The sequence below is a fragment of the Rathayibacter sp. AY1B5 genome, assembly GCF_002932795.1.
Classification (GTDB): Bacteria; Actinomycetota; Actinomycetes; order Actinomycetales; family Microbacteriaceae; genus Rathayibacter.
Window position 1 is genome coordinate 114,887 of the sequence record NZ_PSWM01000004.1, and the last position, 24,726, is coordinate 139,612.

Below are 24,726 nucleotides of genomic sequence, written 5' to 3' on the forward strand. Positions count from 1 at the left end.
GGCCCGGGTCCGAGCGCGGAGAGGGCGACGCGGGTAGGGGAGTCTACTCGCGAGGGGTCGGCGGGCGTCGCGAGGGTCAGTGCAGCACGCCCAGGCGCCGGGCCGCGGAGACGGCGGCGGTGCGCGAGGAGACGTCGAGCTTGGCGAAGACGTGGACGAGGTGGGACTTGACCGTCGTCTCGGAGACGAAGAGGCGGGCCGCGACCTCGGTGTTGCTGAGCCCGCGGGCGACCAGCGCGAGCACCTCGGTCTCGCGCGGGCTCAGTCGCGCGATGGGGGAGCGGAGCCGCTCGAACAGCCGGGCGGCGACGGCGGGGGCGAGGGCGCTCTCGCCGGCGGCCGCCGCTCGGATCGCGGTGATCAGTTCGTTGGGCGGTGCGTCCTTCAGGAGGTAGCCGCTGGCGCCCGCCTCGACGGCGCCCAGGATGTCGGCGTCGGTGTCGTACGTGGTGAGCACGAGAACGGAGGGAGGATCGGGCAGCGCCCGCAGCGCGCGGGTCGCGTCGACTCCGGTGCCCGCTCCGGCCCCGAAGCGGAGGTCCATCAGCACCACGTCCGGGGCGACCGCGCTCGCGACGGCGAGCGACTCCTCCGGCGATCCCGCCTCGCCGACGACGGTGAGGCCCTCCTCGGCGCCGATGAGCGCGCGCAGGCCGGCCCGCACGATGGGGTGGTCGTCGACCAGGACGATGCGGATCACGACGCCTCGAGGGCGGGCAGCTCGACGCTCACTCTCGTGCCCGTCGCGTCGGAGTCGACCTGCAGCCGGCCGCCGAGCTGCTCGGCCCGCTCGCGCATGGCGCGCAGGCCGAAGGAGTCGGGCCGGTCGCCCGACGCGACGGAGTCCGGATCGAACCCGGTTCCGTCGTCGGTGATCCGGAGGCGCGCGGTCGATCCGTCGCTGCGGAGGACCACCTCGACAGCGCTGCCGCCCGAGTGCTGCAGCGCGTTGGCCACCGCGCCCTGCGCGAGGCGGAGCAGGGCCGTCTGGGTCTGCATGGGCAGTGCGCGGCCGTCGTCGGCGTCGACGGTGACGGCGACCCCCGAGCGCTCCCAGTGCGTGCCGGCGAGGCGCCGCAGCGCGCCGTCGATGCTCTCGTGCTCGAGCGCGGGGGGCGCGAGCTCGCGGATGAACCGGCGAGTCTCGTCGAGGTCGGCCGCCGCCGTCTCGCGGGCCAGCCGGACGTGCTCGATCCCGGGCCGGCCAGGGTCGGCCCGCTCGGCGGCATGCAGCAGCATCTGGATGCTCGACAGCCCCTGCGCGACGGTGTCGTGGATCTCGCGCGCGAGCCGGGCGCGCTCCTGGGCGACCGCCGTCGCCCGCTCGCTCGCGCCGAGCCGGTCGCGGGTCGCGAGGAGCTCGGCGAGCAGCGCCTCCCTCTCACGCGCCTCGCGGGCGAGGGCGCGGGCGGCGAGCCCGATCAGGATGGCGACGGCCGCCGCGATCAGCGGGCCGACCACCCCGCCGACGCTCCAGCCGGCCCGCCAGCCCAGCGCGACGACGGCGACGGCGGTGAGCGCCAGCACCGCCGCGACGGCCGAGCGCGGCGGCAGGACGTGCATCGCGAGGAAGAAGAGGGGGAAGGCGAGGTACGCGGCGTCCGCCTCGAGCAGCACGAGGCCTGCCCAGACGATGGTCACGCCGACGAGCCAGGCGACGCCGCGACTCCGCGAGCCCCGGGTCAGCCGCGGCCCGGCGAGGTAGGCGGCCAGCAGCGCGGCGCACAGGAGGAGCACCGCCGGCGTCCGCGGACCCGGCTCGAGTGAGGCGCGCACGGCCACGAGCACGAGCAGGCCGCCGACGAGCGCGTGCAGCCCCGCGCGCAGCCCGGTCATCACGGGAGCGAGGGCGGTGTGCGGCACGGAGTCGACGGTACGCATCGCCGCGCCCGCTGTCATCGTACGAAGGAAGGACCCGGGCGCCCTCCGCGGGAACGGCCGACGAGGGGCCCGCGCGCACGATGCGGCGCGGCCCGCCGTCTCGCAGTCTGGAGCGGTCGCGGATCTCGCGGCACCGATCCTCCGGAGGCCCTCTTGTTCGTCGCCTGGCGCGAGCTGCGTTCCGCGCGCGGCCGCTTCCTCCTGATCGGCGCGGTCGTCGCGCTGCTCACCCTGCTCGTGGGGTTCCTGTCGGGGCTCACGGGCGGGCTCGCCCTGCAGAACGTCTCGGCGGTGCTGGCGGTGCCGGCCGACCGCTTCGTGTTCTCGGGCGGCGACGACGCTCCGTCGTTCGCCGACTCCGCCGTCACCGCCCGGCAGGCGGCGGAGTGGTCGGCGCTCGCCGGCGTCGACTCCGTCGAGCCTCTGGGCATCGTGCAGGCGCGAGCCGAATCGGGCGCCTCGCATCTCGGCGTCGCCGTCCTCGGATCGAGCAGCGCGCTCGGGGCGCCGTCCGCCGCGGGCGGGATCGCGCTGACGACCGCCGCCGCCTCGTCACTCGGGGTCGGTGTCGGAGGCGCCGTCACGATCGCCGGAACCTCGTTCACCGTCTCGTCGATCGGCGGCGACGACTGGTACAGCCACACCCCGGTCGTCCGCCTGCAGCTCGGCGACTGGCAGCACCTCGCGGCGGCGCTCGGCTCGCCCGTGGAGGCGACCGTGCTCGCTGTGCGGGGCGCTCCCGACTGGGCGTCGGCGGAGGCGGCGACCGGCACGGTCACGCGCTCGCCCGTCGCATCGCTCACCGCGATCGGCTCGTTCCGCTCCGAGATCGGCTCACTGCTGATGATGGTCGCGATGCTCTTCGGCATCGCCGCGCTCGTCGTCGGGGCCTTCTTCACGGTCTGGACGATGCAGCGCTCGGGCGATGTCGCCGTGCTCAAGGCGCTGGGAGCCTCCACGCCCTCACTGCTGCGCGATGCGCTGGGCCAGGCGCTCGCCGTGCTGCTGGCCGGCACTCTCGTCGGCATGGCGGCCGTCGTCGCGCTCGGCGCTCTGGCGGGGACCGCGCTGCCGTTCCTCCTGAGCCCCCTGACCACCCTGGCCCCTGCGGCGCTCATGATCGCCCTCGGCCTCCTCGGCGCGGCGGCGGCCCTGCGCACTGTGGTCTCGACCGACCCCCTCACCGCACTCGGGAGCGCACGATGATCGAACTGCACGACGTCACCCTCTGCTTCGACGACGGCGGCACGCGGCTCACCGCCGTCGACCGTGCCGATCTGGAGTGCCGGCCCGGCAGCGTGACCGGACTCACCGGGCCCAGCGGCTCGGGCAAGTCGAGCCTGCTCGCGGTGGCCGCGACACTGATCCGCCCCGACTCGGGTCGGGTGGTCATCGACGGCGTCGACGTGTCGACCCTGTCTCGGGCGGAGGCGAGTCGGCTGCGGCGCTCGAGCATCGGGATCGTGTTCCAGCAGGCGAATCTGCTGCCGGCGCTGACAGCGCGCGAGCAGCTGCTGGTCATGGACCGGCTCGGCGGACGCCGCGAGCGTGCCCGCGCCGCGGCTCGAGCCGACGAGCTGCTCGCCGAGGTCGGTCTCGAGGGGCGCGCGGGCGCTCGGCCCGCGCAGCTCTCGGGGGGTCAGCGGCAGCGGATCAACGTCGCGCGGGCCTTGATGAACGCGCCCTCGGTGCTGCTCGTCGACGAGCCCACCAGCGCACTCGACAGCGAGCGCGGCGCGGCGATCGTCGACCTCGTCGTGCGGCTGACCCGCGAGCGCGGGACGGCGACGCTCCTGGTGACCCACGAGGCCGCGCATCTGCCGCGGCTGGACCGGGTTCTGACGATGCGCGACGGGCGGCTCGCGGCCTGAGGCGACCGCGCGGTCCGGTGCAATGGTGCGGTCTGCAGGGGCGTGTGCGGTCAGCTGGCGACCCGGCGGAATCCGTCCCGTTCGCGGTCGGCGTGGCCCAGGGATTCGAGACAGTCCTCCGCAGACGAGTGGTTCACGAGCTGCACGGCGCCCGAGTCGCGGAGGACGATGACCTGGACCTCCTTCTGATTGCGGGGCGCGAGCTTCTTGACGGTGGTTCGGGGGAGGCCGGTCGGGGCAGTGTCCTCGCGAGAGATCGCGCACGATCTGCAGGGCTGAGGGCACTCCCTTCTGCTGACCCGAATCGCGGCAGCGGCTCCGGGGCCGCGACTTCGGAGGTGGGGCGGCCTGATCGGGGCGTGCCACTCGGCCGGGCAGCAGACGGAGGTGGTCTCGTCGTACGCGACCGAGACGAGACGAGCGGCAGGTCGAGTGCAATCGTGTGCTTCAAGCACGTCAGGACGGCCAGAGACCTCGGGCCGTCGGTTTCGGCGCATCTGATGCCGGTGACGAGTTTCGAGCATCCGCCAGGGGGCGCGAGGCTCAGGATTCCGCCGCGCAGAGCGGAAGCCGCCCGCGACGCTCGCAAACGATCGTTTTCGATGGAGGGTGAAGGAGCGCCCCCAGATGAGCTTTAGGCCTCGGCGATCCATGCGACCCCCGTTCCCACCTCCCGGCCGAGAACCCGCATTCACCGCGGAGGGCCGGCGACACCGGTCAGCGCGTCATGACATGCGTCCGAACCTGCTCGCCGTTCGACTCAGATGTACCCCGATTTGTCCCCACATTACCCGACATGACATTTGCCCACACTTGGCCCATACTTGGAAACAAAATAGCTTCTCGTCTCATCAAAAACAAAGATGATCTTCGAAGCCATCGATCGACAAGAGGGATCTCCAACATGGCGACAAGACGACAGTTTGTTGCGACGCTTGTTGCAGCGACGGCCGCTGCCGCGGCACCGAACGCCTCGGCGGATCCTGCGCTGGCAACAACAACCGGAGCTACGCCCATGGTATCCATGGTCGCTGGCGCCCCAAACACTATGGCGATTGTCTCGAGCGACTATACCGCTCGATCGACCGTACCTTTCTCCCTAAGCCAATTAGTCGAGCTCAGCAACCCAAGCTCGTTCCGAGTCTTGGTTCAGTTCGACAGCAGGCTCTTCACACCAGGGGAGATCGCAGTCTCCTCATATGGCGAGCACTACGAGATATCTCCGACCGCGGTGGACCTTGCCGAAGCGCCAACTCCATCCACCGTTAGATATGAACTGCCCGACGTATTCAATGGGGCATCTGTCGCAACAGTCAATCTATCACTGCCCCTCACGGCAATTGATCGCTATCCAAACGAAGGCCTCGACACACCGATGTCGTTATCGCTCGTTATCGCATCCATCGAGGGGACCGAATTAGCGCGTGTCGAGTGGGCCGTCACAGAGGCCCCCGCGCCGGTCGTCGCGTGGGGAGCTGAGGTCACGGCCATCTGGACCGACACACAAGTTGTCAACGGCGGAACGAACGAGTCGACTCGTTACCGGTACCCTGCAGCTCTTCAATGCTCGAGCGTAGGCCCGGCCTCCATTCCCGTGGGATCAACCTTCACTGTCGAGATGGACGGCTCGGTGATCAGTAGCTGCGGCGTAGGCCAGATCAGGACTAGCGCAATATCGGCGTCTCCGACCGCCGAGCTCGCGACACTAGACGCAGGACAGTCGGTCGCATCTGATCCTCTACCAGCCGCTGGTGCTGCGGTCATAGCCCCGATCGAGCGTCCGGTCTGGCCAACGGCAACCTATTCGATTACAAGCGAGACTGCCAACAATGTTGTCCGCACCTCAGTTTCCCTCAACCAAGAGATTCCAGCAGGCACCGCGATCGAGATCGCCCTAGAGGTTCAAACCGTGACAGGAGAACCGACGATTTCCACAATCACTTACGCGACGGCCTTCCTTTCCGGTCCCTCTGACAATGCATATTGGCAGCGGAACACGGGGAAGTATTTAGTCAATGACCTAACCGCCTCCGGCACACCTCAAGTTACTGGTGTCGCCGAAGGGAAAATCTGAACTGGGAGCACGGAATGGTCGATCAGTGGGTATTAAACTCCCAAACTTGGGTTAACAACAAATACGCGAACGTTCCCGGTTTCGTTGCGGCACCGCTTGACGGAAAGCCGGGCTGGAAGACGATGTTCGCCCTCACCCGCGCTCTTCAGTGGGAGCTCGGGATCACTGCCCTTTCCGACAACTTTGGGGCTGGGACGCTCTCCGCCTTAACAACAAAATTCCCGTCAGTGTCCTCGGCCACAACCAACGCCAACATTCGAGGAATCGTCCAGGCTGCGCTTTGGTGCAAAGGCTATAGCGGCATGGCGATCACAGGCGGGACGTGGACCACCTGGGACTCGACTACGTCGAATTCGATTGTAACTCTTCGCGCAAATTTAGGCCTTTCAGCAGCTCCGACCATCTTCCCCAAATTGTTCAAGAGCCTGCTCACGATGGACGCCTACACTCTCGTTTCCGCGGGCTCTACCCTTGTTCGTTCGATTCAGCGGTCCCTCAACACGCGGTACAACACCCGCCGGGACTTCTTCTTGCTACCATGCGACGGCTTGTATTCGCGCGACGTACAAACAGGTCTGCTGTATGCGCTGCAGTTCGAAATCGGGATGGACGATGGGGTCGCTAACGGCTTTCTCGGACCCGCTACGAAAGCTGGCTTGAGCTCCGCGGCTGCTAATGTCGCCCAGGGATCGTCCGACTCAGACAAGTACTTTGTCCATCTGTTCCAAGCAGCACTCGTGTTCAACGGCTTTTACAGCGGGCCTTACGACGGCATCTTCTCTGCAACTATGGCCGCGAATGTGAAGTTGTTTCAGGTCTTTACGATGCTTCCTCAGACCGGTCGCGCGGACTGGAAGACCTGGGCTTCTCTGCTTGTGTCGACCGGAGACCCAGAAAGAACCGATAGCGCCAAAGCGGTCGATTGCATTACCGCAATAACTAGTGATCGAGCCGCAACGCTGAAGGCCAACGGCTACTCGATCGTCGGACGCTACCTCACTAACACGCCTTTTGTTGAAGACCCGACCGACAAGAATATCAAAGCTGGTGAGCTGACAACAATATTCGGAAACGCCCTGCGAGTGTTCCCGATCTTCCAAGAAGGTAGCCATGATGCCGCGTCATTCGACAAGGACCTTGGTAGCCTTTCAGGCTACCGGGCCTATTCTGCCGCCCGAGCGTACGGTTTCAAGGATGACACCGTAATCTATTTCGCCGTCGATTTTGATGCTCTCGAGGAAGAAATCTACGGGAGCGTTGTACCTTATTTCCAAGGCGTGAACGAAGCGTTCATAAATATGGGCAAAAAGTACCGTATCGGCGTTTACGGCGCCCGAAATACTTGCGCCATTGTCTCGGCGGCAAAACTCGCAGTTTTCAGCTTTGTAAGCGGGATGTCAACTGGCTACAGCGGAAACCTCGGTTACCCGTTGCCGAAAAATTGGGCTTTTGACCAAATTAAGGAATACACGATTGGCACCGGCTCGGGTGCGATTGGCGTTGACAAGAATATTGTCCAGGGCCGCGACGGAGGTCAGGCTGCGGTCAGCCTGGCTCTGAACGCAGATGCATTCGCTTACGTTGACAAGATTCAGCAGGCCGCTGAGACCTTCGTCTCGACGAGAATGCCCGGGTTGTCGCCGAGCGTCTTGACGTTGCAATACTTGAGATACCCGGAGTACAACGATGCGAATGCGCTGTGGGCGTCGGTTGCTGGCGCAGTCGTCATCGAGTTCATTCAACACGTGGATACGGAACTCAAGATTCCCCGGATCACTGCTCTGATTGAACCGCAAGAATCGCGGGCACTAGGACTCGCTCATCTCGCGGTTGCTGCGAATGGGGTCACCTTTGCGGGACTGAAATCAGTAGCGAGTGAAGCAGTGAACGTTGCGGACATGGCCGGCTGGGCGGGTGATGTCATCCAGAACATGGTAAATTGGATACGATGGGGCCAAATCAAATATGGCGCCAATGCCTTTGCAAACGAATATATTGGAAAATTCGACGAACTCGAATGGGACAATCAATTCCCTTGGTCCGACCTCATCCAAGACGTTGATGGCGTCAACTTGGGCAATAAATTGCGGAACAATCCGGCGCTCTCCTTTGCCCAGCTCTTCAGGGCCTATTACGGCACCAGTTCCACCGCAGGCTGGCGAACTCGATACTCCACCTTCAAAACCCTTCGTTTCGGCACGGACGACGCTCGGGCAATCAAGATTGCGACTGCCGCACTTATCCAAACTTCCGACCAGACCTACAATGTAAATCGAGCCGCTCTTGTCACCGCCATGGGAGCCACCGAAGGTGCCATCGCCAACAACGAAAAGGGCTCTATTGCTCGTGGCTTCTACGAGGTTCTGAAGGCAAAGGCGGTAGGTCACTAGCATGACGGTTACACCCGTAGCGGGCTTACTCCTCCCAATTTTCATCTGGGCCGTCTGGCTCACAGTCGCGAGAGGCGCGAATAGAGCGAGCATCCGCGTCCGGCTGGCGTGGGCAGCCGCAAGTATTATCGGAATCTTAGTGACTATCGGATTTGCAATCGCCAAATTCTCCGAGCCTTCCACCGATAAGGATCCTCTATCGAGCGCCATCTCATTCTCGGCACTGGATGGTTCCATTCTCATTGCCAGCGCGCTCTTTTCGACTGTTCTCTTGATCGTCCTTCTATTCCTCGCGGGGAGCAGGACGGAGCAAGACAACCCACCGGCGGAGCGAGACCAAGGCTCAAAGTCGGACGCGTCCCGAAAGTTGGGCGACGACTGGTAGCAGTCGGAAAAGCATGCGACGCAGACGCAACCGCACATGGCGCGTTTTAATCCTCGGCCGGCATGATCGACAAGCCCGAAAGGGTCGCCGAATGAACACAAAATCGGTAATCTAGTCCTGGCACCGGTACCGTAGCGGTTTCGGTGCAGCAAGTCAGGAGGGGGCCGGCCGATGCCGGGCCTGGCTGGCGTTTTGGGGGGAATTCTTTCGTCTGCACGCATACGCTAACGCACAGATTTTTCTCCTTCGCTAGCTGCGTGGACATCTATACTCGCGCCACGCTTTCTTCGGTTGGACGCGGTCCTTTCCGCGTGGAGTAAGGAGCACGATGAAAAAGAAGCTGAACGCCCTCATCACGGCCGTCGCAGTCAGTGGCCTATTGATCGTCGGAGCACCCGCCCAGGCGGCGCAGCCGGGGGCTTTGGAACCAATTTCGCCAGAGAACAGCTATCTAGCAACACCCGAGGACCTCGAAGTTCTCGGGCTCGGTCAGGAAGTGGTGGACGCGCAGCGTGCTGCCTGGGAAGCTCTTCCAGAAACTGAGCGCGAGGCTCAGTCTGAGCTCGAAGCGGAGCAGGATGCAAGCGCGATAGATCTCGCCTCGGTACCCGTCTTCCACACAGGGACTCAAAATGGCGGTGTTTCGGCGAGGACCGTCTATCCGAATCCTTGCACCGATCAGCCGAACGGTTACAAGATTGGTAGAGAGAGAAGCGGGTCCACGTCCTTCACTTACACCTGCTATATCGGCTCCGGAGTCTACGACTACGGCGCAAACGAACTCACAAAGGTGCGGAACCTGCGTCCGGGCAACTACAAAGGCCGCGTGCTTTACCACTACTCGAACTCGAACTACTACTGGAGCGTAGACCGGGGACCCGATTTCAACACGTACTCGTTCGACCTCACCCCCGGTTCGGTCTACGTCAAGTCAGTTCAGCTATACTGATTGCACTCCCGCCTGCATCTGCTGTGCTGGTCAATCCCAGTGCGGCAGGTGCAGGCGGACTATTGTCGTGTTCTAAGGAGCTGGCGTCTCGTTTCCGAAGCTACCCTGCTGGTAATTGAAGCAGATCTGATACGCCCTGTCGGCTTCGGAGAGGGCATCCCAGGCGTGCATCTGGGCGAGTGCCTGTTCGCGGGTGCCCATGTCTTGTGGCAACGCGAGCGGGCTGTTCTCAGGAGAGATCGTCGACTGTTCCAGGGCGCCTTCGATACGTGACGCTGTCGGATCGACGGAACACGCTGCTAAGTCGTCGGAAGTCATAACGACTGAAGGTAGAGGACTTTCTGAGGCAGTTGGCGACACCGGCACCGGGGAGGCGGCCTCAACACGGCCGGCACACCCCGCGAGCAGAAATACTGACACCACAACGAGTGTCCTGGTACGTATTGACGTTGATGTCACTGTTACCCCCTAGTCGCTCCACCGTACCTCGTCGCGTCGCGGGAAGCTAGTTCGCCGGGTTGTACCGAGTCAGGTCCGGTCCCCTAATTGTGGGATCATCAGTCCCTGAGAAGGTCGCCATACAGTGCGCGATCGCATGCTTGCTGACTCTTGTAAGCGCTGGTAGCAGTCCGAGGGTCGGTCAGCGCTTATCCCCGGAGAGGGGCAGCCTCCTGTAGCTTCAACACATGACACACTACGTTTATGCGACGAGCGGCCATGCCGTCGGCTTCATACGAGGAAGATATGTTCACCGACTCACGGGTCAGGCCATCGGCCAACTTCGCGGCGCTCATGTGCACCGGCTAAGCGGTGAATATGTCGGAGAATTGCATGATGATCAGGTCGTGGACAAGCACTTGGGCAACCTGGGTAATATCGGTAATCCGGGTAATCCGGGTAATCCGGGTAATCCGGGTAATCCGGGTAATCCGGGTAATCCGGGTAATCCGGGTAATCCGGGTAATCCGGGTAATCCGGGTAATCCGGGTAATCCGGGTAATCCGGGTAATCCGGGTAATCCGGGTAATCCGGGTAATCCGGGTAATCCGGGTAATCCGGGTAATCCGGGTAATCCGGGTAATCCGGGAAATCCCGGGAATCCCGGGAATCCGGGCAATCCGGGCAATCCGGGGAACAGAGGCAACCGCGGCTGTTCCTATCGAGATGTTTTCGAACGGTTGCTATGAACGCGCGGGCTAAGTGGACACTTGGTGCTGAGCTGCGCACACTCCCTCGACCTAACACCCCTCTTGCCAACATCCGATAACCCCGATTACGTCAGTTATCTGACAGATGCGCGTCGGATGACGCTTCCTCTAGGTCAGGTGTGCTCCAAGTGGCCGTCAGAAAACGGCGCCGGTCTCCGCCGCGGTGCTGAGGCCCTTGCGAGAGTCGGGAGCTCCTTAGTCCCGAGGTTGCTGAACGCAGGTTCCGTTAGCGACCGAGCAGGCCCGCGCTAGGGAAGTCGCGGTGGCGCGATCAATTCGAGGTAGCCGCCGAGCGCACCCTCGAGGTAGACGATGCGTGTACCCGCTCGGGCGCCGCTGGTCATCCGGTGGGGCGGACCGACCGGCCGCCAACCGTGCGTAGCACACAGGCCCAGCACCCGGTCGAGGTCCGAGACCGTCAGCGCGATGTGCACCGTGCCGATGTCCGCGGGTGAGCCGGCTGCTCGAGCCGACCGAGGGGGGTCGTACTGCAGCAGCTCGACTCGGTGGTCTCCGAGCGTCACCACCGCTCCCCGGATCGTCGTTCCGTCGACGCCCGTGGTCGCGACCGTGGTTTCCGCATCAAGCGTGAACGTGCGTTCGAGTGTGAAGCCGAGACCGGAGCACCACAGTTCCACCGAGTCGTCGAGATCGGTCACGGTGAGGCCGGAGTGAGCGACGGCCAAGACGAGTGGTGATGTCATCCCATGAGTATCCGGCTCGACTCGGCGGCCCCTCGAGAACGGGGAGCGGGCGTACGACTATCGGCGCATTGAGCAACATATCGCCGATAGTTCTGACTGTGTCAATCTGCCTGCTTGCCGCTCGTGAGACTCCGGCGAGAGGCCCCGACGTTCCGGGGCTGGACGCGAACGGCAGGGTGTCGCCAGGAGCGCAGCGATCGATGCGCAACGGAAGTCGCTCGAGCGGATCTGATGCGAACAGCGATCGACGGCCCAGCGAGGCCGCGCACACTTGTCTCCGGGCGGCCGAACGGGGTGCTCACCAGTCCATCGCAGAGGAGCCTCATGAGCACCGCACTGATCACCGGAGCCTCGAGCGGCATCGGCGCCGCCTTCGCGCGCGCCTTCGCCCGGCGGGGCTGGAGCCTCGTGCTGGTCGCTCGCGGCACGCAGCGGCTCCATGAGGCGGCCCGCACCTTCGAGGCTCTCGGTGCCCCGCACGTCGAGGTCCTCGCGGCCGATCTCAGCGATCGCGAGCAGGTGGAGCGGGTGCGCGCGCGAGTGGCGGACCCGACCCGCCCCGTCCTCGTCCTCGTCAACAACGCCGGCTTCGGCATCGACGGCAGCTTCTCCGAGCCCGACATCGCGGCGCAGGACGAGGCGTTCGAGGTGATGGTCCGCTCGGTCGCGGTGCTCTCGGGCGCGGCGGCGGAGGCGATGGTGGAGCGCGGCCGGGGTGCGATCCTCACGGTCTCGAGCGTCGCCGGCTTCGTGCACCTCGGTCCCTACTCGGCGGTGAAGGCCTGGGCGACGGCGTTCACGCAGTCGCTCGCGGTCGAGCTGCGCGGCACCGGTGTGCGGGCGGCGGCGCTCTGCCCGGGGTGGGTGCGCACCGAGTTCCACGAGCGCGCGGCCATGGACACCTCGGCGATCCCGGAGGTGCTGTGGCTCGACGCCGACGAGGTCGTCGAGGAGTTCCTGCGTGACGTGGCCCGCGGCCGGGTGGTGTCGGTGCCGTCGTGGCGGTTCGGGGTGCCGGTGGCCCTCGCGCGGCACCTTCCCGATGCGCTCGTCCGCCGCATCTCGGCGGCGGTCCTCGCGCGGCGCTGAGCGCGCCGCTGAGCCTGAGTGCGGCTGCGGCTCAGGCGGCCCTTTCCCGGCGTTCGTCCACGCCGCGTTCCGTACACTTGACGCTCGTGGTTGCCGATCAGATCCATCTCGTGCGGCACGGCGAGGTGTTCAACCCCGACCGGGTCCTCTACGGACGACTCCCGAGCTTCCGGCTCTCGGATCTGGGCCACCGCATGGCCCGCTCCGCCGCCGACGACCTGCTCGAGCGCCGGCGCCACGTCACGACGCTGATCGCCTCGCCGCTCCAGCGCACGCAGGAGTCCGCGCAGCCGATCTCGCAGGCGTTCGAGCTCGAGATCCGCACCGACGAGCGGGTGATCGAGCCGAGCAACCGCTTCGAGGGGAAGTCCCTCGCCGCGCGCAGCTCCGCCCTGCGGAACCCCAAGCACTGGCCCTGGCTCCGCAACCCCTTCGAGCCCAGCTGGGGCGAGCCGTACCTCTCCATCTCGGCGCGGATGTACGCGGCGATCGAGTCGGCGTGGGAGAGCACCGAGGAGGGCGACGCCGCGATCGTCAGCCACCAGCTCCCCATCTGGACCGTCCACCGCGCCCTCGCCGGCGAGCGCCTGTTCCACGACCCGCGCAAGCGCCGCTGCGCCCTGTCGAGCATCACGACCCTCGAGCGCCGCGGCGACGGCTTCGTCGAGGTCGGCTACTCCGACCCGGCCGCCGGCCTGCAGGGCCTGGCCACCGACGTGGGAGCGGTCTGATGCGCCGGACGGGGCGGCTCCGCGCCGCGGGCGTCCTCGCACTGGCCGCCGCGCTCGCGCTGACGGGCTGCACCGAGGATCCGCTCGCCGACCAGTACCGCAACGGCAGCAACAAGGGCTACATCTCGGGGGACGGCACCGTCACCGAGATCGCCGCCGCCGACCGGGACGACCCCATCGTCTTCTCCGGCACCGACGAGACCGGCGCGACGATCGACTCCGCCGACCTCGCCGGGCAGGTCGTCGTCGTCAACTTCTGGTACGCCAGCTGCGCCCCGTGCCGCGCCGAGGCCGCGGACCTCGAGACGGTGAACACGGAGTTCGCCGACAAGGGCGTCTCGTTCGTCGGCGTCAACGTGCGCGACCAGGCGCCCACCGCGGCCGCGTTCGCCGAGACCTTCGGGCTCGGCTACCCCTCGATCGTCGACACCGACTCCTCCGTGCAGCTCGCCTTCACCGGCACCGTCCCGCCGAACGCCGTGCCCACGACGCTCGTCCTCGACCAGGAGGGGCGCGTCGCGTCGCGCATCCTCGGGCAGCTCCAGGAGGCGTCGATCCTCTCGACCCTCGTGGGCGACACGCTCGCCGAGGGGGAGTAGCGGCGTGGGCGACATCGTCGTCAGCGGTCAGCTCCTGCTGGCCGTGCCGATCGCGCTCCTGGCCGGTCTGGTGTCGTTCGCGTCGCCCTGCGTGCTTCCGCTGGTACCCGGCTACCTCGCCTACGTCGGCGGATTCACCGACGCCGACGAGCGGGCGGCCCGCGGGCGCCGCCGGGTCGTGCTGGGCGTGCTCCTGTTCGTGCTCGGATTCTCGCTGGTGTTCGTCCTCTACGGTGCGGCGGCCGGCACGGTCGGCTTCTGGCTGCGCCAGTACACCGACCTGATCACCCGGGTCCTCGGGCTCGTCGTGATCGCGATGGGGCTCGTCTTCATCGGGCAGTTCTCGTTCCTCCAGCGCACGCTCCGGCCCGGGATCCGTCCCGCCACCGGGCTCATCGGGGCGCCGCTGCTCGGCATCGTCTTCGGCGTCGGCTGGACGCCCTGCCTCGGCCCGACGCTGAGCTCGATCCTCGCCCTCAGCTACGGCGTCGGCTCGCCCTGGCGCGGAGCGCTCCTCGCCCTGGTCTACTGCCTCGGACTCGGCATCCCCTTCCTCCTCGTCGCCTTCGGCTTCAGCTGGGTGACCAGCACGCTCGCCTTCGTGAGGCGCCACATCCGCGTGGTCAACATCCTCGGCGGAGCCGCCCTCGTCCTGATCGGAGTCCTGATGGTCACGGGCATCTGGAACACCCTCGTCTACGGATCCCTCTCGGCGGTGATCGATGGCTTCCAGCCGGCGATCTGAGCCCGAGGAGAGCACGCGCCGCCCCGACGAGGCCGCGCAGCGGAAGACGGACGCCTCCTTCCGCCCCGCCGACCACTACGACTCCGACGGCACCGTCACGCAGCCGGCGCTCGGGTTCACCGGCTGGCTCCGCTGGATGTGGCGCCAGCTCACCAGCATGCGCACGGCGCTGTTCCTGCTGCTGCTGCTGGCGATCGCGGCGGTCCCCGGATCGCTCGTGCCGCAGCGCTCCTCCGACCCCAACGGCGTGACGCAGTACTTCGTCGACAACCCCGACCTCGCGCCCCTGCTCGACAAGGTGCAGGCGTTCGACACCTACACCTCCGCCTGGTTCTCGAGCATCTACCTGCTGCTGTTCATCTCCCTGATCGGCTGCATCGTCCCGCGCACGCGCCACCACTTCCAGGCGATGCGCTCGCGGCCGCCGCGGACCCCTGCTCGGCTGCAGCGCCTCGCCGGCTACACCGTCCGCGAGGTCGAGGGCGCGACGGAGGAGGAGGCCGTCGCCTCCGCCCACTCCGTCCTGCGCCGGGCGGGCTACCGCGTCGAGCGCTACGACGACCCGCGCGGCCGCTGGTCGAGCGTCTCGGCCGAGCGCGGCTACCTCCGCGAGACGGGCAACCTGGTCTTCCACTCCGCCCTGGTCGGCATCCTCGTCGCCGTCGGCGTGGGCGGCGGCTTCGGCTACAGCGGGCAGCGCGTCCTGGTCGAGGGCTCGCAGGGGTTCGCGAACAACCTCGCGGCCTACGACTCCTTCAACCCCGGCCGCTTCTTCGACAGCAGCCAGCTCGACCCGTACCAGCTGACCCTCGACAGCCTCGACGTGAAGTACGAGGAGCAGAACCAGTCGGCGCTCGGCCAGCCCGTCGACTTCACCGCGAACGTCACGACCTCCGAGCGCGGCGGGGGCACCGAGGACCGCACGATCAAGGTCAACGACCCTCTGGCGATCGGCGGCACGAACGTCTACCTCCTCGGCAACGGGTACGCCCCGACGATCACGGTCCGCGACCCCTCCGGCCGCGCGATCTTCACCGACTCGGTGCCGTTTCTCCCGCAGGACGCGAACCTGACCTCCGTCGGCGTCGTCAAGGTGCCGGACGGGCTCTCCGAGCAGCTGGGCCTCACCGGCTTCTTCTACCCGACGCAGGACACGCTGGCCTCCGGGGCGTCGACCTCGATCTTCCCCGACCTGCAGTACCCCGTGCTCTCGCTGAACGTCTTCGCCGGCGACCTCGGCCTCGACGGGGGAGTGCCCACGTCCGTCTACGTGCTCAACACCGACTCGCTGACTCGGCTCACCGGCGGCACCACCGGCGTCGCGCCGATCACCCTGAAGCCCGGCGACACGGCCGAGCTCCCGAACGGGCTCGGCAGCGTGACCTTCGACAACACGGGCGCCGACCCGACGCGGATCGGCACCGACAGCGTCAAGCGCTTCGCCTCGTTCGACATCCACCACGACGCGACCCAGGGCTGGGTGCTGCTCTTCGCGATCCTCGTGCTCGCCGGACTCCTCACCTCGCTGTTCGTCCCGCGGCGCCGCGTGTGGGTGAAGGCGACCGCCCAGGACGACGGCGGACTGCTCCTCGAGTACGCGGGACTCGCCCGCGGCGAGGACCCGCAGCTGGTGCGCGCCGTGCGGACGATCGCCGACCGGCACGCCCCGCTCGACTGACCCGGCACCCGGAGATCCCTCCACGGCCGTCACCCGGCTGGGCAGGGGCCGAGTCTGTGCAACCGCGAAGGGGCGGGCGGGGCGGCGAGCGATTACCCTGAGGAGGTGATCGCGACCCTCTCGCAGTACTCGGTGCTGTGCCTCTCCTCCGCCATGGGCATCTACGCCATGGCGTTCGTCTTCTTCGCGATCGACCTCGCCCGCCGCGCCTCCCTGGCCGACGGCGAGTCGATCGAGGTCGTGCAGGAGGCGGAGCGCGTCGCGTCCGCGGCCGCCGCCGACCGCGCGGCCAGCGGCAAGGCCACCGTCGCCGCCGCCGGCTCCGGACGCACCGCGACGCTCTCCCGCATCGGCAGCCGGGTCGAGGACGAGGTCTACCGCGCCCCCGCCCGCTCGAAGACCATGCGCATCGGGTTCTCGCTCACGCTCCTCGGCTTCGTGCTGCACCTCGCCGCGACCGTCCTCCGCGGCGTCGCCGCCGGCCGCGTCCCCTGGGCGAACATGTACGAGTTCTCCATGACCGGGACGCTCATCATCATCGGCGTGTTCCTCGCCGTCCAGCTGCGCTGGGACCTCCGCTTCCTCGGAGCGTTCATCACCGGCCTCGTCCTGGTACTCCTCGGCATCGCGACCGTCAACTACTACGTCGCCGTCGTCCCGCTCCCGCCGGCACTCCAGTCGTACTGGCTCGTGATCCACGTGCTCGTCGCGATCCTCGGCACCGCCTTCTTCGCCCTCGGCTTCGCGCTCTCGGTCACCCAGCTCCTCCAGGCCCGCCGCGAATCCTCCGGCGACAGCCCCCGCTCGGTCCTCCGCTTCCTGCGCACCCTCCCCAGCTCCCTCACCCTCGAGAACCTCGCCTACCGCGTCACGATCCTCGGCTTCATCCTCTGGACCTTCACCCTCATCGCCGGCGCCGTCTGGGCCGAGAAGGCCTGGGGCCGCTACTGGGGCTGGGACACCAAAGAGGTCTGGACCTTCATCATCTGGACCATCTACGCCGGCTACATCCACGCCCGCGCCACCCGCGGCTGGCGCGGCACCCCCTCCGCCTGGCTCGCCATCGTCGGCTTCGCCGCCGTCATGTTCAACTTCGGCGTCGTCAACGTGTTCTTCAAGGGACTCCACGCCTACTCCGGCCTCGACACCGGCATGTGATCGGCGGGGCCTGGTGGGGCCGCTCGCGGCGTTGTCGGCGACGAACGTAGCGCCGCTACGCCCGACGCCTCCGCCTTGCGATCGACCCCACCAGGCCCCGCCGACCCAGCCCTAGGACGTGGACCGATGACGGCTCCGCTTCGCGGTCGCCGCTGAGGGGGGCTCCGCTTCGCGGTCGGGTTCGGGGGGGCTCCGCTCCGCGGTCGGGTTCAGGTGGGCTCCGCTTCGCGGTCGGGTTCGGGTGGGCTCCGCTTCGCGGTCGGGTTCGGGGGGTACTCCCGCTTCGCGGTCGAGTGCGGGTGCGCTGCGCCTCGCGGTCGGGACCGGCGGGGTGCGCTTCGCGAGCGAGTTCTGGGGGTTCTGCTCGGCGGACGCGGTCCGACCGGCGTCGGCTCGCGGTCGGGATCGGGCGGGCTCCGCTTCGCGGACGGGCCCGGAAGGGGGGCGGTCGCCGGGACAGGCTGATCGAGCAGCGAGGGCAGTGCGCGCATCGAGATCTCGTCACACGGGCGTGCGGGCGGCTGATTCGAGATCCCGTGGCACGGATGCGCGTGGGCGATGCCTGCTGATCGAGCGTCCAGCAGGGTGCGCGTGTCCGATCCGGGGCGCGGACGGACCGTGGCCGGAGCGGTGCCGGTCGAATGCCCTCAGCGCGCGCAGCGGGACGCCGGGGGCGCCGGCGGACCGGTCAGACGGCGGTGACGACGTCGATGAGGTGGGGGGCGAAGGGGGCGTCGAGGGCGAGGACGACGCGGGTGCGGGCGTCGGAGGGGTGGACGCCGCGATAGATGCCGCGGAGGTCGGCGACGGTCTGGCCGCGGCCGGGGCCGTGGGTGGCGTCGACCGTGACATGGACGCGGGGGGCCGAGGTGAGGGAGACGGCGTCGACGGCGATCGCGGCGGCCATGGGGTCGTGCATGGCGGCGGTGCGCTCGCCGAAGTGGCCGACGTAGAAGTCGAAGTAGAAGTCGAGCGCCTGCCCGATGGCCTGCGCGAGGGGATCGGGCGACGCGAGCAGCACGCCGCGGTCCTCCTCCGTCAGCAGGTGCCGCATGGTCACGTCCAGGGGCACGAGCGTGAGGTCCCAGTCGGCCGCGACGACCTCGGCGGCGGCCGCCGGGTCGTGCCAGATGTTGGCCTCCGCCACGGCGGTCACGTTGCCGGGGACCAGCGCCGCTCCGCCCATCACGGTCACCGAGTGGACGAGGGACGCGATCTCCGGGTGCGCGCGGAGGGCGAGAGCGAGATTCGTCAGCGGGCCGATCGCGACCAGCCGCAGCTCTCCCTCGTGCTCGCGGGCGAGACGGAGGAGCAGATCGGCCGGATCCTCGTCGACCGGCTCGCCGCCCGCGGGCAGCGCGACCCCGCCGATCCCGTCGTCGCCGTGGACGTGCGGGGATCCGCCGGCGTAGTACTCCTCGAGGAAGTGGTGCGCCCCCACGGCGACCGGCACGTCGTCGCGACCGGCCAGCGCGAGCAGGCCGAGGCTGTTGACGGCGGCCCGGCGGGCGTCGGTGTTGCCGCTGACCGTGCTGATCCCGACGAGGCGGGCCCGGGGCGAGCGGAGGAGGTAGGCCAGGGCGAGCGAGTCGTCGATGCCGGTGTCGCAGTCGAGGAAGACGGGGACGGTCGATGCGCTCACGGGGCTCCGATGCTCGAGGGTGGGGGACGCGTCGGGCACCGGCGGCCGACGCTCCCATTCTGCCGCCCCTCCGACACGGCGCCCGCCGCCGACGATCAGAGCAGCGCGTAGGAGTCGCGGAGCCGCGCCCGCCACCAGGCGAGTCGCTCCGGCGACACGGCGTGGCGGGAGAGGAGCTCCTCCGAGACCTCCACGCGGCCGACGGGGATGCTGCCGTCGACCGGCCGCAGCGGCCGCTCCGTGACGTCCGCGGCGAGGAGGGACGCGGTGCCGAGACCGCAGTCGAAGGGCAGCTCGGGGAGTGCCGCGGCCAGGGCGGCGCCCATCGCGAGTCCGACCGAGCTGTCGATCGCGCTCGAGACCACCGCCGGCAGCCCCGCTTCGGCGACGAGGGCCAGCGCCCGACGCGTCCCCCCGAGCGGCTGGGCTTTCACGACGAGCAGGTCCGCGGCTCCGGCCCGGGCGACGGCGAGCGGATCGGCGGCCTTGCGGACGCTCTCGTCGGCGGCGATCGGGATGCCCATGTACTTCACCCGGTAGCGCAGCTCCGCCAGCTCGTCGACGCTCGCGCACGGCTGCTCGATGTACTCCAGGTCGGACTCCGCGAGGGCGTGGACGGCGTGCTCGGCCTCGTCGAGGTTCCAGCCGCCGTTCGCGTCCACGCGGATCCGGCCCTCCGGACCGAGCAGGCGGCGGACCTCGACGACCCGCGCCACGTCGTCGGCCAGCGTCTGGCCGCGCTCGGCGACCTTCACCTTCGCGGTGCGGCAGCCGTGATAGCTCTCCAGCACTGCGGCGACCTCGTGCGGCGCGACGGCCGGGACGGTCGCGTTCACCGGGATGCGATCGCGGAGCGGTGCCGGCTGCTCGCTCCAGCCGTAGTCGATCGCCGCCCGGAGCCACGCCGCCGACTCCTCCGCGCCGTACTCGAGGAAGGGCGAGAACTCGGTCCAGCCCTCGGGGCCGCGCACCAGCGCGATCTCGCGGCGGTCCACGCCGCGGAAGCGGGTGCGCAGCGGCAGGGCGACGACGCGGAGTCCCGCGTCGAGCTCGCCGAGGGAGGGGAGCGGGGAGGCGGGTACGACGTCGTCCATCCGGCCATTGTCCACCGGCCGGGGCGGCGCAGCGGCCACCCGGGCGCAGGAGGTCCGTGCCGCGCGCGCAAGCCCCCGGGGTCCCTCCTCCGAGCGCCCGCCGAGGTGCCAGACTGACGAGGCTGCCGTTGGAGTCCGGAGGAGTGCGATGAGCCAGATGCCGATGAGCCCGCCGCCCGTGCCCGCCCCGGGGCCGACGCAGGGCTCCTCCCCCTCCCCTCGACCGCTCGGGAGAGGCGCCTGGATCGCGCTCGGGACGAGCCTGCTCGTGGGCGTCGTCTACACCGGCGTGCTCGGAACGGTCGTCGCCGTCGGAGTGGGCGGCGCGCTCGACTCCGCCGCCGACAGCGCGTCGACGAGCGCTCCGGCCGAGCCGTTCGGCGACCCGACGGACGACCCGTTCGGCAGCGGGGACCCGTCCGATCCGCTCTACGACTACCCCGGCTACCAGGACGGCGACGCCGCGACGATCCTCGGCCAGCCGTCCGCGGAGGACGTGCGCGCGAGTGCCGAGAAGGCCGTCGCGGCCGTCGAGGGCGCCGTCCCCGAGGAGTGGACCTCGGCCGACGACGAGTACTACGAGCAGTCGCAGAACGCCTACGGCGGGCCCTCCCTCCTCTACGACTACATCTCGGCGACCGAGTACGCCGCCGCCGACGTCTCGACCGACGCCGATAGGCAGGCGGCGGTCGACCGCTTCACGGCAGCGCTCTCGCCCCTCGGCTTCGACGACGTCGAGGTGGCCGACACCCCCGAGGAGTGGTCGGAGGCGGGCTACGAGCTCGACGGCGACCTCTCGGACGAGGAGGCCTCGGCCGCGCTCTGGATCGTCACCGCGCGCTCCTCCGCCGACCTCGTGCCCGCTATCGAGCTGGGCCTCGTCGACCTCGACGCCGATCCGACCGGCCTGGTCGCCGACATGCTCGACGGAGTCGGCCTCTCGCCGGACCCGCAGGGCGCGTTCCTGGCGGGGTACGCGAACGGGGTCCTCCAGGACGAGGACCGCGGCGAGTTCACCGACCGCCTCGAGGAGTACGGCGGAGTCGCCGCGACCTGACCGGGCGCTACAAGCAAGCCCGTCCGCCCGCAAGCCCGAATCGGCGCACCGCCCGCGCCCTACGGTGAGGGGATGGCTGCACCTCGCTCGACCAGGCCCCTGCGCGACTACGCCGCGATCGGAGACGGTCGCACGGTCGCCCTGATCGCGAAGGACGGCAGCGTCGACTGGATGCCCGTCCCCGACCTCGGCTCCACCCCCGCCTTCGCCGCCCTGATCGACGCCGAGTCCGGCGGCTGCGTCGAGCTCGCCCCCGAGGAGCCCGCCGAGGTCTCGCGCGCCTACATCCGCGACACGAACGTCCTCGAGACCACCTTCACCACCGAGTCGGGCACCGTCCGCGTGACGGACGCGCTCGTCACCGGGATCGCCGGCCGCCTCCCGTGGGCCGAGCTCGCGCGCCGCGTGGACGGCGTCGACGGCGAGGTGCGGATGCGGTGGGCCGTGCGCCCCGGGACGGGTCTCGGCCGGTTCTCCCCGTGGATCCAGAACGCCGACGGCCGCTCGCTCATCCGCGCCGGCGACATCACCATCGGCGTCACCGGCCAGGAGCACGGGCCCGACGGAGACGACGCGCCCTCCGGTGCCGGCGACGAGCTGACGGGATCCTTCGTCGTGACCGCGGGGAAGGACGCGGTGCGGCACGTCCTGGTCGTCTCGGCCACGCACGACGAGCCGCTGCACTTCCCCGTCGCGAAGAACGTCGACCGCGGCATCGACCGCACCATCCGCAGCTGGCAGGACTGGTCCGAGGAGTTCTCCTACGACGGCCCGTGGTCCGAGGCCGTCCAGCGCAGCGCCCTCGCGCTCAAGCTGCTGATCTACTCGCCCACCGGGGCCATCGCGGCGGCCGCGACCACCTCGCTCCCGGAGTCGCCCAACGGCGGGAAGAACTGGGACTACCGCTTCGCCTGGGTGCGCGACGCCGCGTACACGATGCACGCGCTGGTGCGCTTCGGCCTTCGCGAGGAGACGCACGCCGCGCTGTCCTGGCTCCTCCGCACGATCAAGGCGCACGGGCCGGACCTGCACATCTTCTACGGACTCGACGGCTCCATGCCGACCGTGCTCGAGGAGTTCGACGTCCCGGGCTACGCCGGCATCGGACCGGTCGTCGCCGGCAACGGAGCGCAGAGCCAGCTGCAGCTGGGCGTCTTCGGCGACCTCTTCGACATCTGCCGCATCTACGTCGACGAGGGCAACGTCCTCGACATCCAGACCGGCCGGCTCCTCGCCCGCGTCGCCGACACCACCTGCGACCTGTGGCGCAACCGCGATGCGGGCATGTGGGAGCTGGAGGAGGAGCAGCACTACACCTCCTCGAAGATGGGCTGCTGGCAGGCGCTCGACGCGGCCGTGCACCTGGCGGAGCTCGGCCAGGTCGCGGGCAGCCCCGAGCGCTGGCGCTTCGAGCGGGACCGCATCCGCGAGTGGATCGAGGAGCACTGCTGGTCCGAGGAGCTCGGCTCCTACGTGATGTACCCCGGCAGCGAGGAGCTGGACGCCTCGGTGCTCCTGCACGCGCCCAGCGGCTACGAGCGCGGCGAGCGGATGGTCTCGACCATCGACGCCCTGGTGAAGGAGCTGGGCCGCGGCGCGCTGCTGTTCCGCTACTCCGGCATGGAGGGCGAGGAGCACCCGTTCGTGGCCTGCTCGTTCTGGCTCGCCTCCGCCCTGGCCTGCGTCGGTCGGCACGAGGAGTCGGTCGCCCTGATGGACGAGCTCGTCGCCACGGTCCCGAACGACGTCGGGATCATGTCCGAGATGATCGCGGTCGACGACCTGGCCTTCTGGGGCAACCTGCCGCAGGGGCTCAGCCACCTCGCGCTGATCAACGCGGCCATCACGATCGAGCAGCTGGCGCCCGAGGAGACCGATCGCGCGTAACCCCGCCCACGGCCTCCGCGCAACCCGTTGAGGGCCGGCCCCGAGGGGCGTAGACCGGAACCACCCCCTCGCACCGCACCCACAAGGAGCACCTCAGCATGGACCTCGGAATCACCGGCCGCACCGCCCTCGTCACCGGAGGCGACTCCGGCATCGGCCTGGCTACGGCGCAGCTCCTCCTCGCCGAGGGCGCGACCGTCGTGATCACCGACAAGGACCAGGCGGAGCTGGACCGGGCCGCGGCCGGGCTCGATGCTCCGGAGGGACGCCTGCACGCCTTCGCCGCCGACGTCACCAGCTCGGAGCAGCTCGCCGAGCTGCACCGCCGGGTGGCGGGAGCGGTCGGCGGGATCGACATCCTCGTGCAGTGCGCCGGGGTCACGGGGGCGCAGGGCCTCTTCCACGAGATCGACGACGAGGGCTGGACCAGCACCCTCGAGGTCGACCTGCTCGGGCCCGTGCGGCTCGTGCGCGAGTTCCTCCCCGACCTCCGCTCCGGAGGCTGGGGCCGGCTCGTGCTCACCGCCTCCGAGGACGCCGTGCAGCCCTACGACGACGAACTGCCCTACTGCGCCGCGAAGGCGGGCGTCCTCGCCTTCGCCAAGGGCCTCTCGCGCTCCTACGCGCAGGAGGGCCTCCTCGTGAACACGGTCTCGCCCGCGTTCATCCGCTCTCCGATGACCGACGCGATGATGTCCAAGCGCGCCGAGCAGAGGGGCACCTCGGTCGACGAGGCGATCTCGTCCTTCCTCGACGAGGAGCGGCCGTACATGGAGCTGAAGCGCCGGGGCGAGGCGGAGGAGGTCGCAGCCGTGATCGCCTTCCTCTGCTCCGACCGCGCCTCGTTCGTGAACGGCTCGAACTACCGCGTCGACTCCGGATCCGTCGCCACGATCTGATCCCCGCAACCACGGACCCCGCCCAGCGCGCGCACCCCGCGCGTGCGGGCGCTGTCCAGCCGAAGAAGCCAGACTCGGGGCGGGACACCGCGCCCGGCACTGCAAGAGAAAGGAATGGTCCATGACCACCACCCTCGAACGCCACGTCGAAGCCCCCGCGGGCTCCGGTGCCAAGACCAGCCGCCGCCAGAACGCCGAGAAGGGCTTCAAGGCCTCCAAGGAGCTGCTCGACAGCCTCCAGATCGTCCTCGTCGATCTGATCGAGCTCCACGTCCAGGGCAAGCAGGCCCACTGGAACGTCGTCGGCAAGAACTTCCGCGACCTCCACCTGCAGCTCGACGAGATCATCGAGGCCGCGCGCGAGTTCAGCGACGACATCGCCGAGCGCATGCGCGCCCTCCACGGGATCCCGGACGGCCGCAGCGACACCGTCGCGGCGACGACCACCCTCCCCGAGTACCCGCACGGCGAGATCGACACGGCCGAGACCGTCGACCTGGTCACGATCCGCCTCGAGAACACCGCCGCCACCATGCGCGAGGTCCACGACCAGGTGGACGAGGAGGACCCGACCAGCGCGGACCTCCTCCACGCGATCATCCAGAGCCTCGAGCAGTACGCCTGGATGGTGTCGGCCGAGAACCGCACCACCTCCGCCGCCAAGTAGCGGCGAGCACCGGCAAGG

The 24,726-nt window shown here is 68.5% G+C and carries 22 protein-coding genes; 16 read left to right on the forward strand and 6 right to left on the reverse strand.

Going from position 1 to position 24,726, the window contains the following annotated elements; genetic code table 11:
• Positions 1 to 76 precede the first annotated feature (76 nt).
• Together C5D44_RS04685 and C5D44_RS04690 are read right to left on the reverse strand one after the other, a co-directional pair.
• Positions 77 to 700, reverse strand: a complete 624-nt coding sequence (locus C5D44_RS04685) for a response regulator transcription factor (protein WP_104280987.1) — start codon at positions 698 to 700, stop codon at positions 77 to 79.
• Positions 697 to 1,863, reverse strand: a complete 1,167-nt coding sequence (locus tag C5D44_RS04690; protein WP_104281014.1) for a sensor histidine kinase — start codon at positions 1,861 to 1,863, stop codon at positions 697 to 699. The genes C5D44_RS04685 and C5D44_RS04690 overlap by 4 nt, the downstream gene beginning before the upstream one ends.
• A gap of 171 nt (positions 1,864 to 2,034) precedes the next feature.
• On the opposite strand from C5D44_RS04690, the gene C5D44_RS04695 reads away from it, so the two are divergent.
• The 5 genes from C5D44_RS04695 to C5D44_RS17605 all read left to right on the forward strand — a co-directional run bounded on the left by C5D44_RS04695 (position 2,035) and on the right by C5D44_RS17605 (position 9,550).
• On the forward strand, positions 2,035 to 3,087 hold the full coding sequence (locus tag C5D44_RS04695; RefSeq protein WP_104280988.1) for an FtsX-like permease family protein: 1,053 nt from the start codon (positions 2,035 to 2,037) through the stop codon (positions 3,085 to 3,087).
• Positions 3,084 to 3,752 carry an ABC transporter ATP-binding protein gene (locus tag C5D44_RS04700; protein ID WP_104280989.1) on the forward strand — a complete coding sequence of 223 codons (669 nt, stop codon included), beginning with the start codon at positions 3,084 to 3,086 and terminating at the stop codon, positions 3,750 to 3,752. Before C5D44_RS04695 ends, C5D44_RS04700 begins: the two co-directional genes overlap by 4 nt.
• 796 nt (positions 3,753 to 4,548) lie before the next feature.
• Positions 4,549 to 5,826 (forward strand): hypothetical protein, encoded by a 1,278-nt coding sequence (locus tag C5D44_RS17600; protein WP_146082541.1) that lies wholly within the window; start codon positions 4,549 to 4,551, stop codon positions 5,824 to 5,826.
• A gap of 14 nt (positions 5,827 to 5,840) precedes the next feature.
• A complete protein-coding gene (locus C5D44_RS04705; RefSeq protein ID WP_104280990.1) occupies positions 5,841 to 8,216 on the forward strand; it encodes a glycoside hydrolase domain-containing protein in 2,376 nt (791 codons plus the stop codon).
• A gap of 713 nt (positions 8,217 to 8,929) precedes the next feature.
• On the forward strand, positions 8,930 to 9,550 hold the full coding sequence (locus tag C5D44_RS17605) for a hypothetical protein (protein WP_146087974.1): 621 nt from the start codon (positions 8,930 to 8,932) through the stop codon (positions 9,548 to 9,550).
• Between the two features lie 72 nt (positions 9,551 to 9,622).
• Here C5D44_RS17605 and C5D44_RS17610 read toward each other — a convergent pair whose 3' ends face one another.
• Positions 9,623 to 9,868: a hypothetical protein gene (locus tag C5D44_RS17610; RefSeq protein WP_146082539.1), complete on the reverse strand. Its 246-nt coding sequence runs from the start codon at positions 9,866 to 9,868 to the stop codon at positions 9,623 to 9,625.
• Between the two features lie 368 nt (positions 9,869 to 10,236).
• Here C5D44_RS17610 and C5D44_RS18265 point away from each other — a divergent pair, with 368 nt between their 5' ends.
• Positions 10,237 to 10,737: a 4-fold beta flower protein gene (locus tag C5D44_RS18265; protein ID WP_374954066.1), complete on the forward strand. Its 501-nt coding sequence runs from the start codon at positions 10,237 to 10,239 to the stop codon at positions 10,735 to 10,737.
• 269 nt (positions 10,738 to 11,006) lie between these two features.
• Here C5D44_RS18265 and C5D44_RS04715 read toward each other — a convergent pair whose 3' ends face one another.
• On the reverse strand, positions 11,007 to 11,462 hold the full coding sequence (locus tag C5D44_RS04715; RefSeq protein WP_104280991.1) for a VOC family protein: 456 nt from the start codon (positions 11,460 to 11,462) through the stop codon (positions 11,007 to 11,009).
• Between the two features lie 324 nt (positions 11,463 to 11,786).
• On the opposite strand from C5D44_RS04715, the gene C5D44_RS04720 reads away from it, so the two are divergent.
• From C5D44_RS04720 to ccsB, 6 genes are all read left to right on the forward strand, one after another.
• A complete protein-coding gene (locus C5D44_RS04720; RefSeq protein WP_104280992.1) occupies positions 11,787 to 12,551 on the forward strand; it encodes an SDR family oxidoreductase in 765 nt (254 codons plus the stop codon).
• A gap of 86 nt (positions 12,552 to 12,637) precedes the next feature.
• Complete coding sequence (locus C5D44_RS04725) at positions 12,638 to 13,282, forward strand: histidine phosphatase family protein (RefSeq protein ID WP_104276643.1); 645 nt, start codon at positions 12,638 to 12,640, stop codon at positions 13,280 to 13,282.
• Complete coding sequence (locus C5D44_RS04730) at positions 13,282 to 13,881, forward strand: TlpA disulfide reductase family protein (protein ID WP_104280993.1); 600 nt, start codon at positions 13,282 to 13,284, stop codon at positions 13,879 to 13,881. Before C5D44_RS04725 ends, C5D44_RS04730 begins: the two co-directional genes overlap by 1 nt.
• A gap of 4 nt (positions 13,882 to 13,885) precedes the next feature.
• Positions 13,886 to 14,626: a cytochrome c biogenesis CcdA family protein gene (locus tag C5D44_RS04735; protein WP_258067880.1), complete on the forward strand. Its 741-nt coding sequence runs from the start codon at positions 13,886 to 13,888 to the stop codon at positions 14,624 to 14,626.
• Positions 14,604 to 16,304 (forward strand): cytochrome c biogenesis protein ResB, encoded by a 1,701-nt coding sequence (locus C5D44_RS04740; protein WP_104280994.1) that lies wholly within the window; start codon positions 14,604 to 14,606, stop codon positions 16,302 to 16,304. The genes C5D44_RS04735 and C5D44_RS04740 overlap by 23 nt, the downstream gene beginning before the upstream one ends.
• Positions 16,305 to 16,457: 153 nt before the next feature.
• On the forward strand, positions 16,458 to 17,462 hold the full coding sequence (gene ccsB / locus C5D44_RS04745; RefSeq protein ID WP_104249832.1) for a c-type cytochrome biogenesis protein CcsB: 1,005 nt from the start codon (positions 16,458 to 16,460) through the stop codon (positions 17,460 to 17,462).
• Between the two features lie 688 nt (positions 17,463 to 18,150).
• Here the strand turns inward: ccsB and C5D44_RS04750 are convergent.
• Positions 18,151 to 19,104: a nucleoside hydrolase gene (locus C5D44_RS04750; RefSeq protein WP_104280995.1), complete on the reverse strand. Its 954-nt coding sequence runs from the start codon at positions 19,102 to 19,104 to the stop codon at positions 18,151 to 18,153.
• Between the two features lie 95 nt (positions 19,105 to 19,199).
• Entirely contained in the window at positions 19,200 to 20,198 is a 999-nt protein-coding gene (locus C5D44_RS04755) for an o-succinylbenzoate synthase (RefSeq protein ID WP_104280996.1), read from the reverse strand.
• A gap of 148 nt (positions 20,199 to 20,346) precedes the next feature.
• Between C5D44_RS04755 and C5D44_RS17910 the strand changes: the two genes are divergently transcribed.
• From C5D44_RS17910 to C5D44_RS04775, 4 genes are all read left to right on the forward strand, one after another.
• A complete protein-coding gene (locus C5D44_RS17910; protein ID WP_181118446.1) occupies positions 20,347 to 21,255 on the forward strand; it encodes a hypothetical protein in 909 nt (302 codons plus the stop codon).
• 72 nt (positions 21,256 to 21,327) lie between these two features.
• Positions 21,328 to 23,142, forward strand: coding sequence for a glycoside hydrolase family 15 protein (locus C5D44_RS04765; protein WP_104276648.1), 1,815 nt, complete (start codon positions 21,328 to 21,330; stop codon positions 23,140 to 23,142).
• Positions 23,143 to 23,240: 98 nt separating this feature from the next.
• Entirely contained in the window at positions 23,241 to 24,041 is an 801-nt protein-coding gene (locus tag C5D44_RS04770) for an SDR family NAD(P)-dependent oxidoreductase (RefSeq protein WP_104280997.1), read from the forward strand.
• A gap of 121 nt (positions 24,042 to 24,162) precedes the next feature.
• Complete coding sequence (locus C5D44_RS04775) at positions 24,163 to 24,708, forward strand: Dps family protein (RefSeq protein ID WP_104223596.1); 546 nt, start codon at positions 24,163 to 24,165, stop codon at positions 24,706 to 24,708.
• Positions 24,709 to 24,726: the final 18 nt, after the last annotated feature.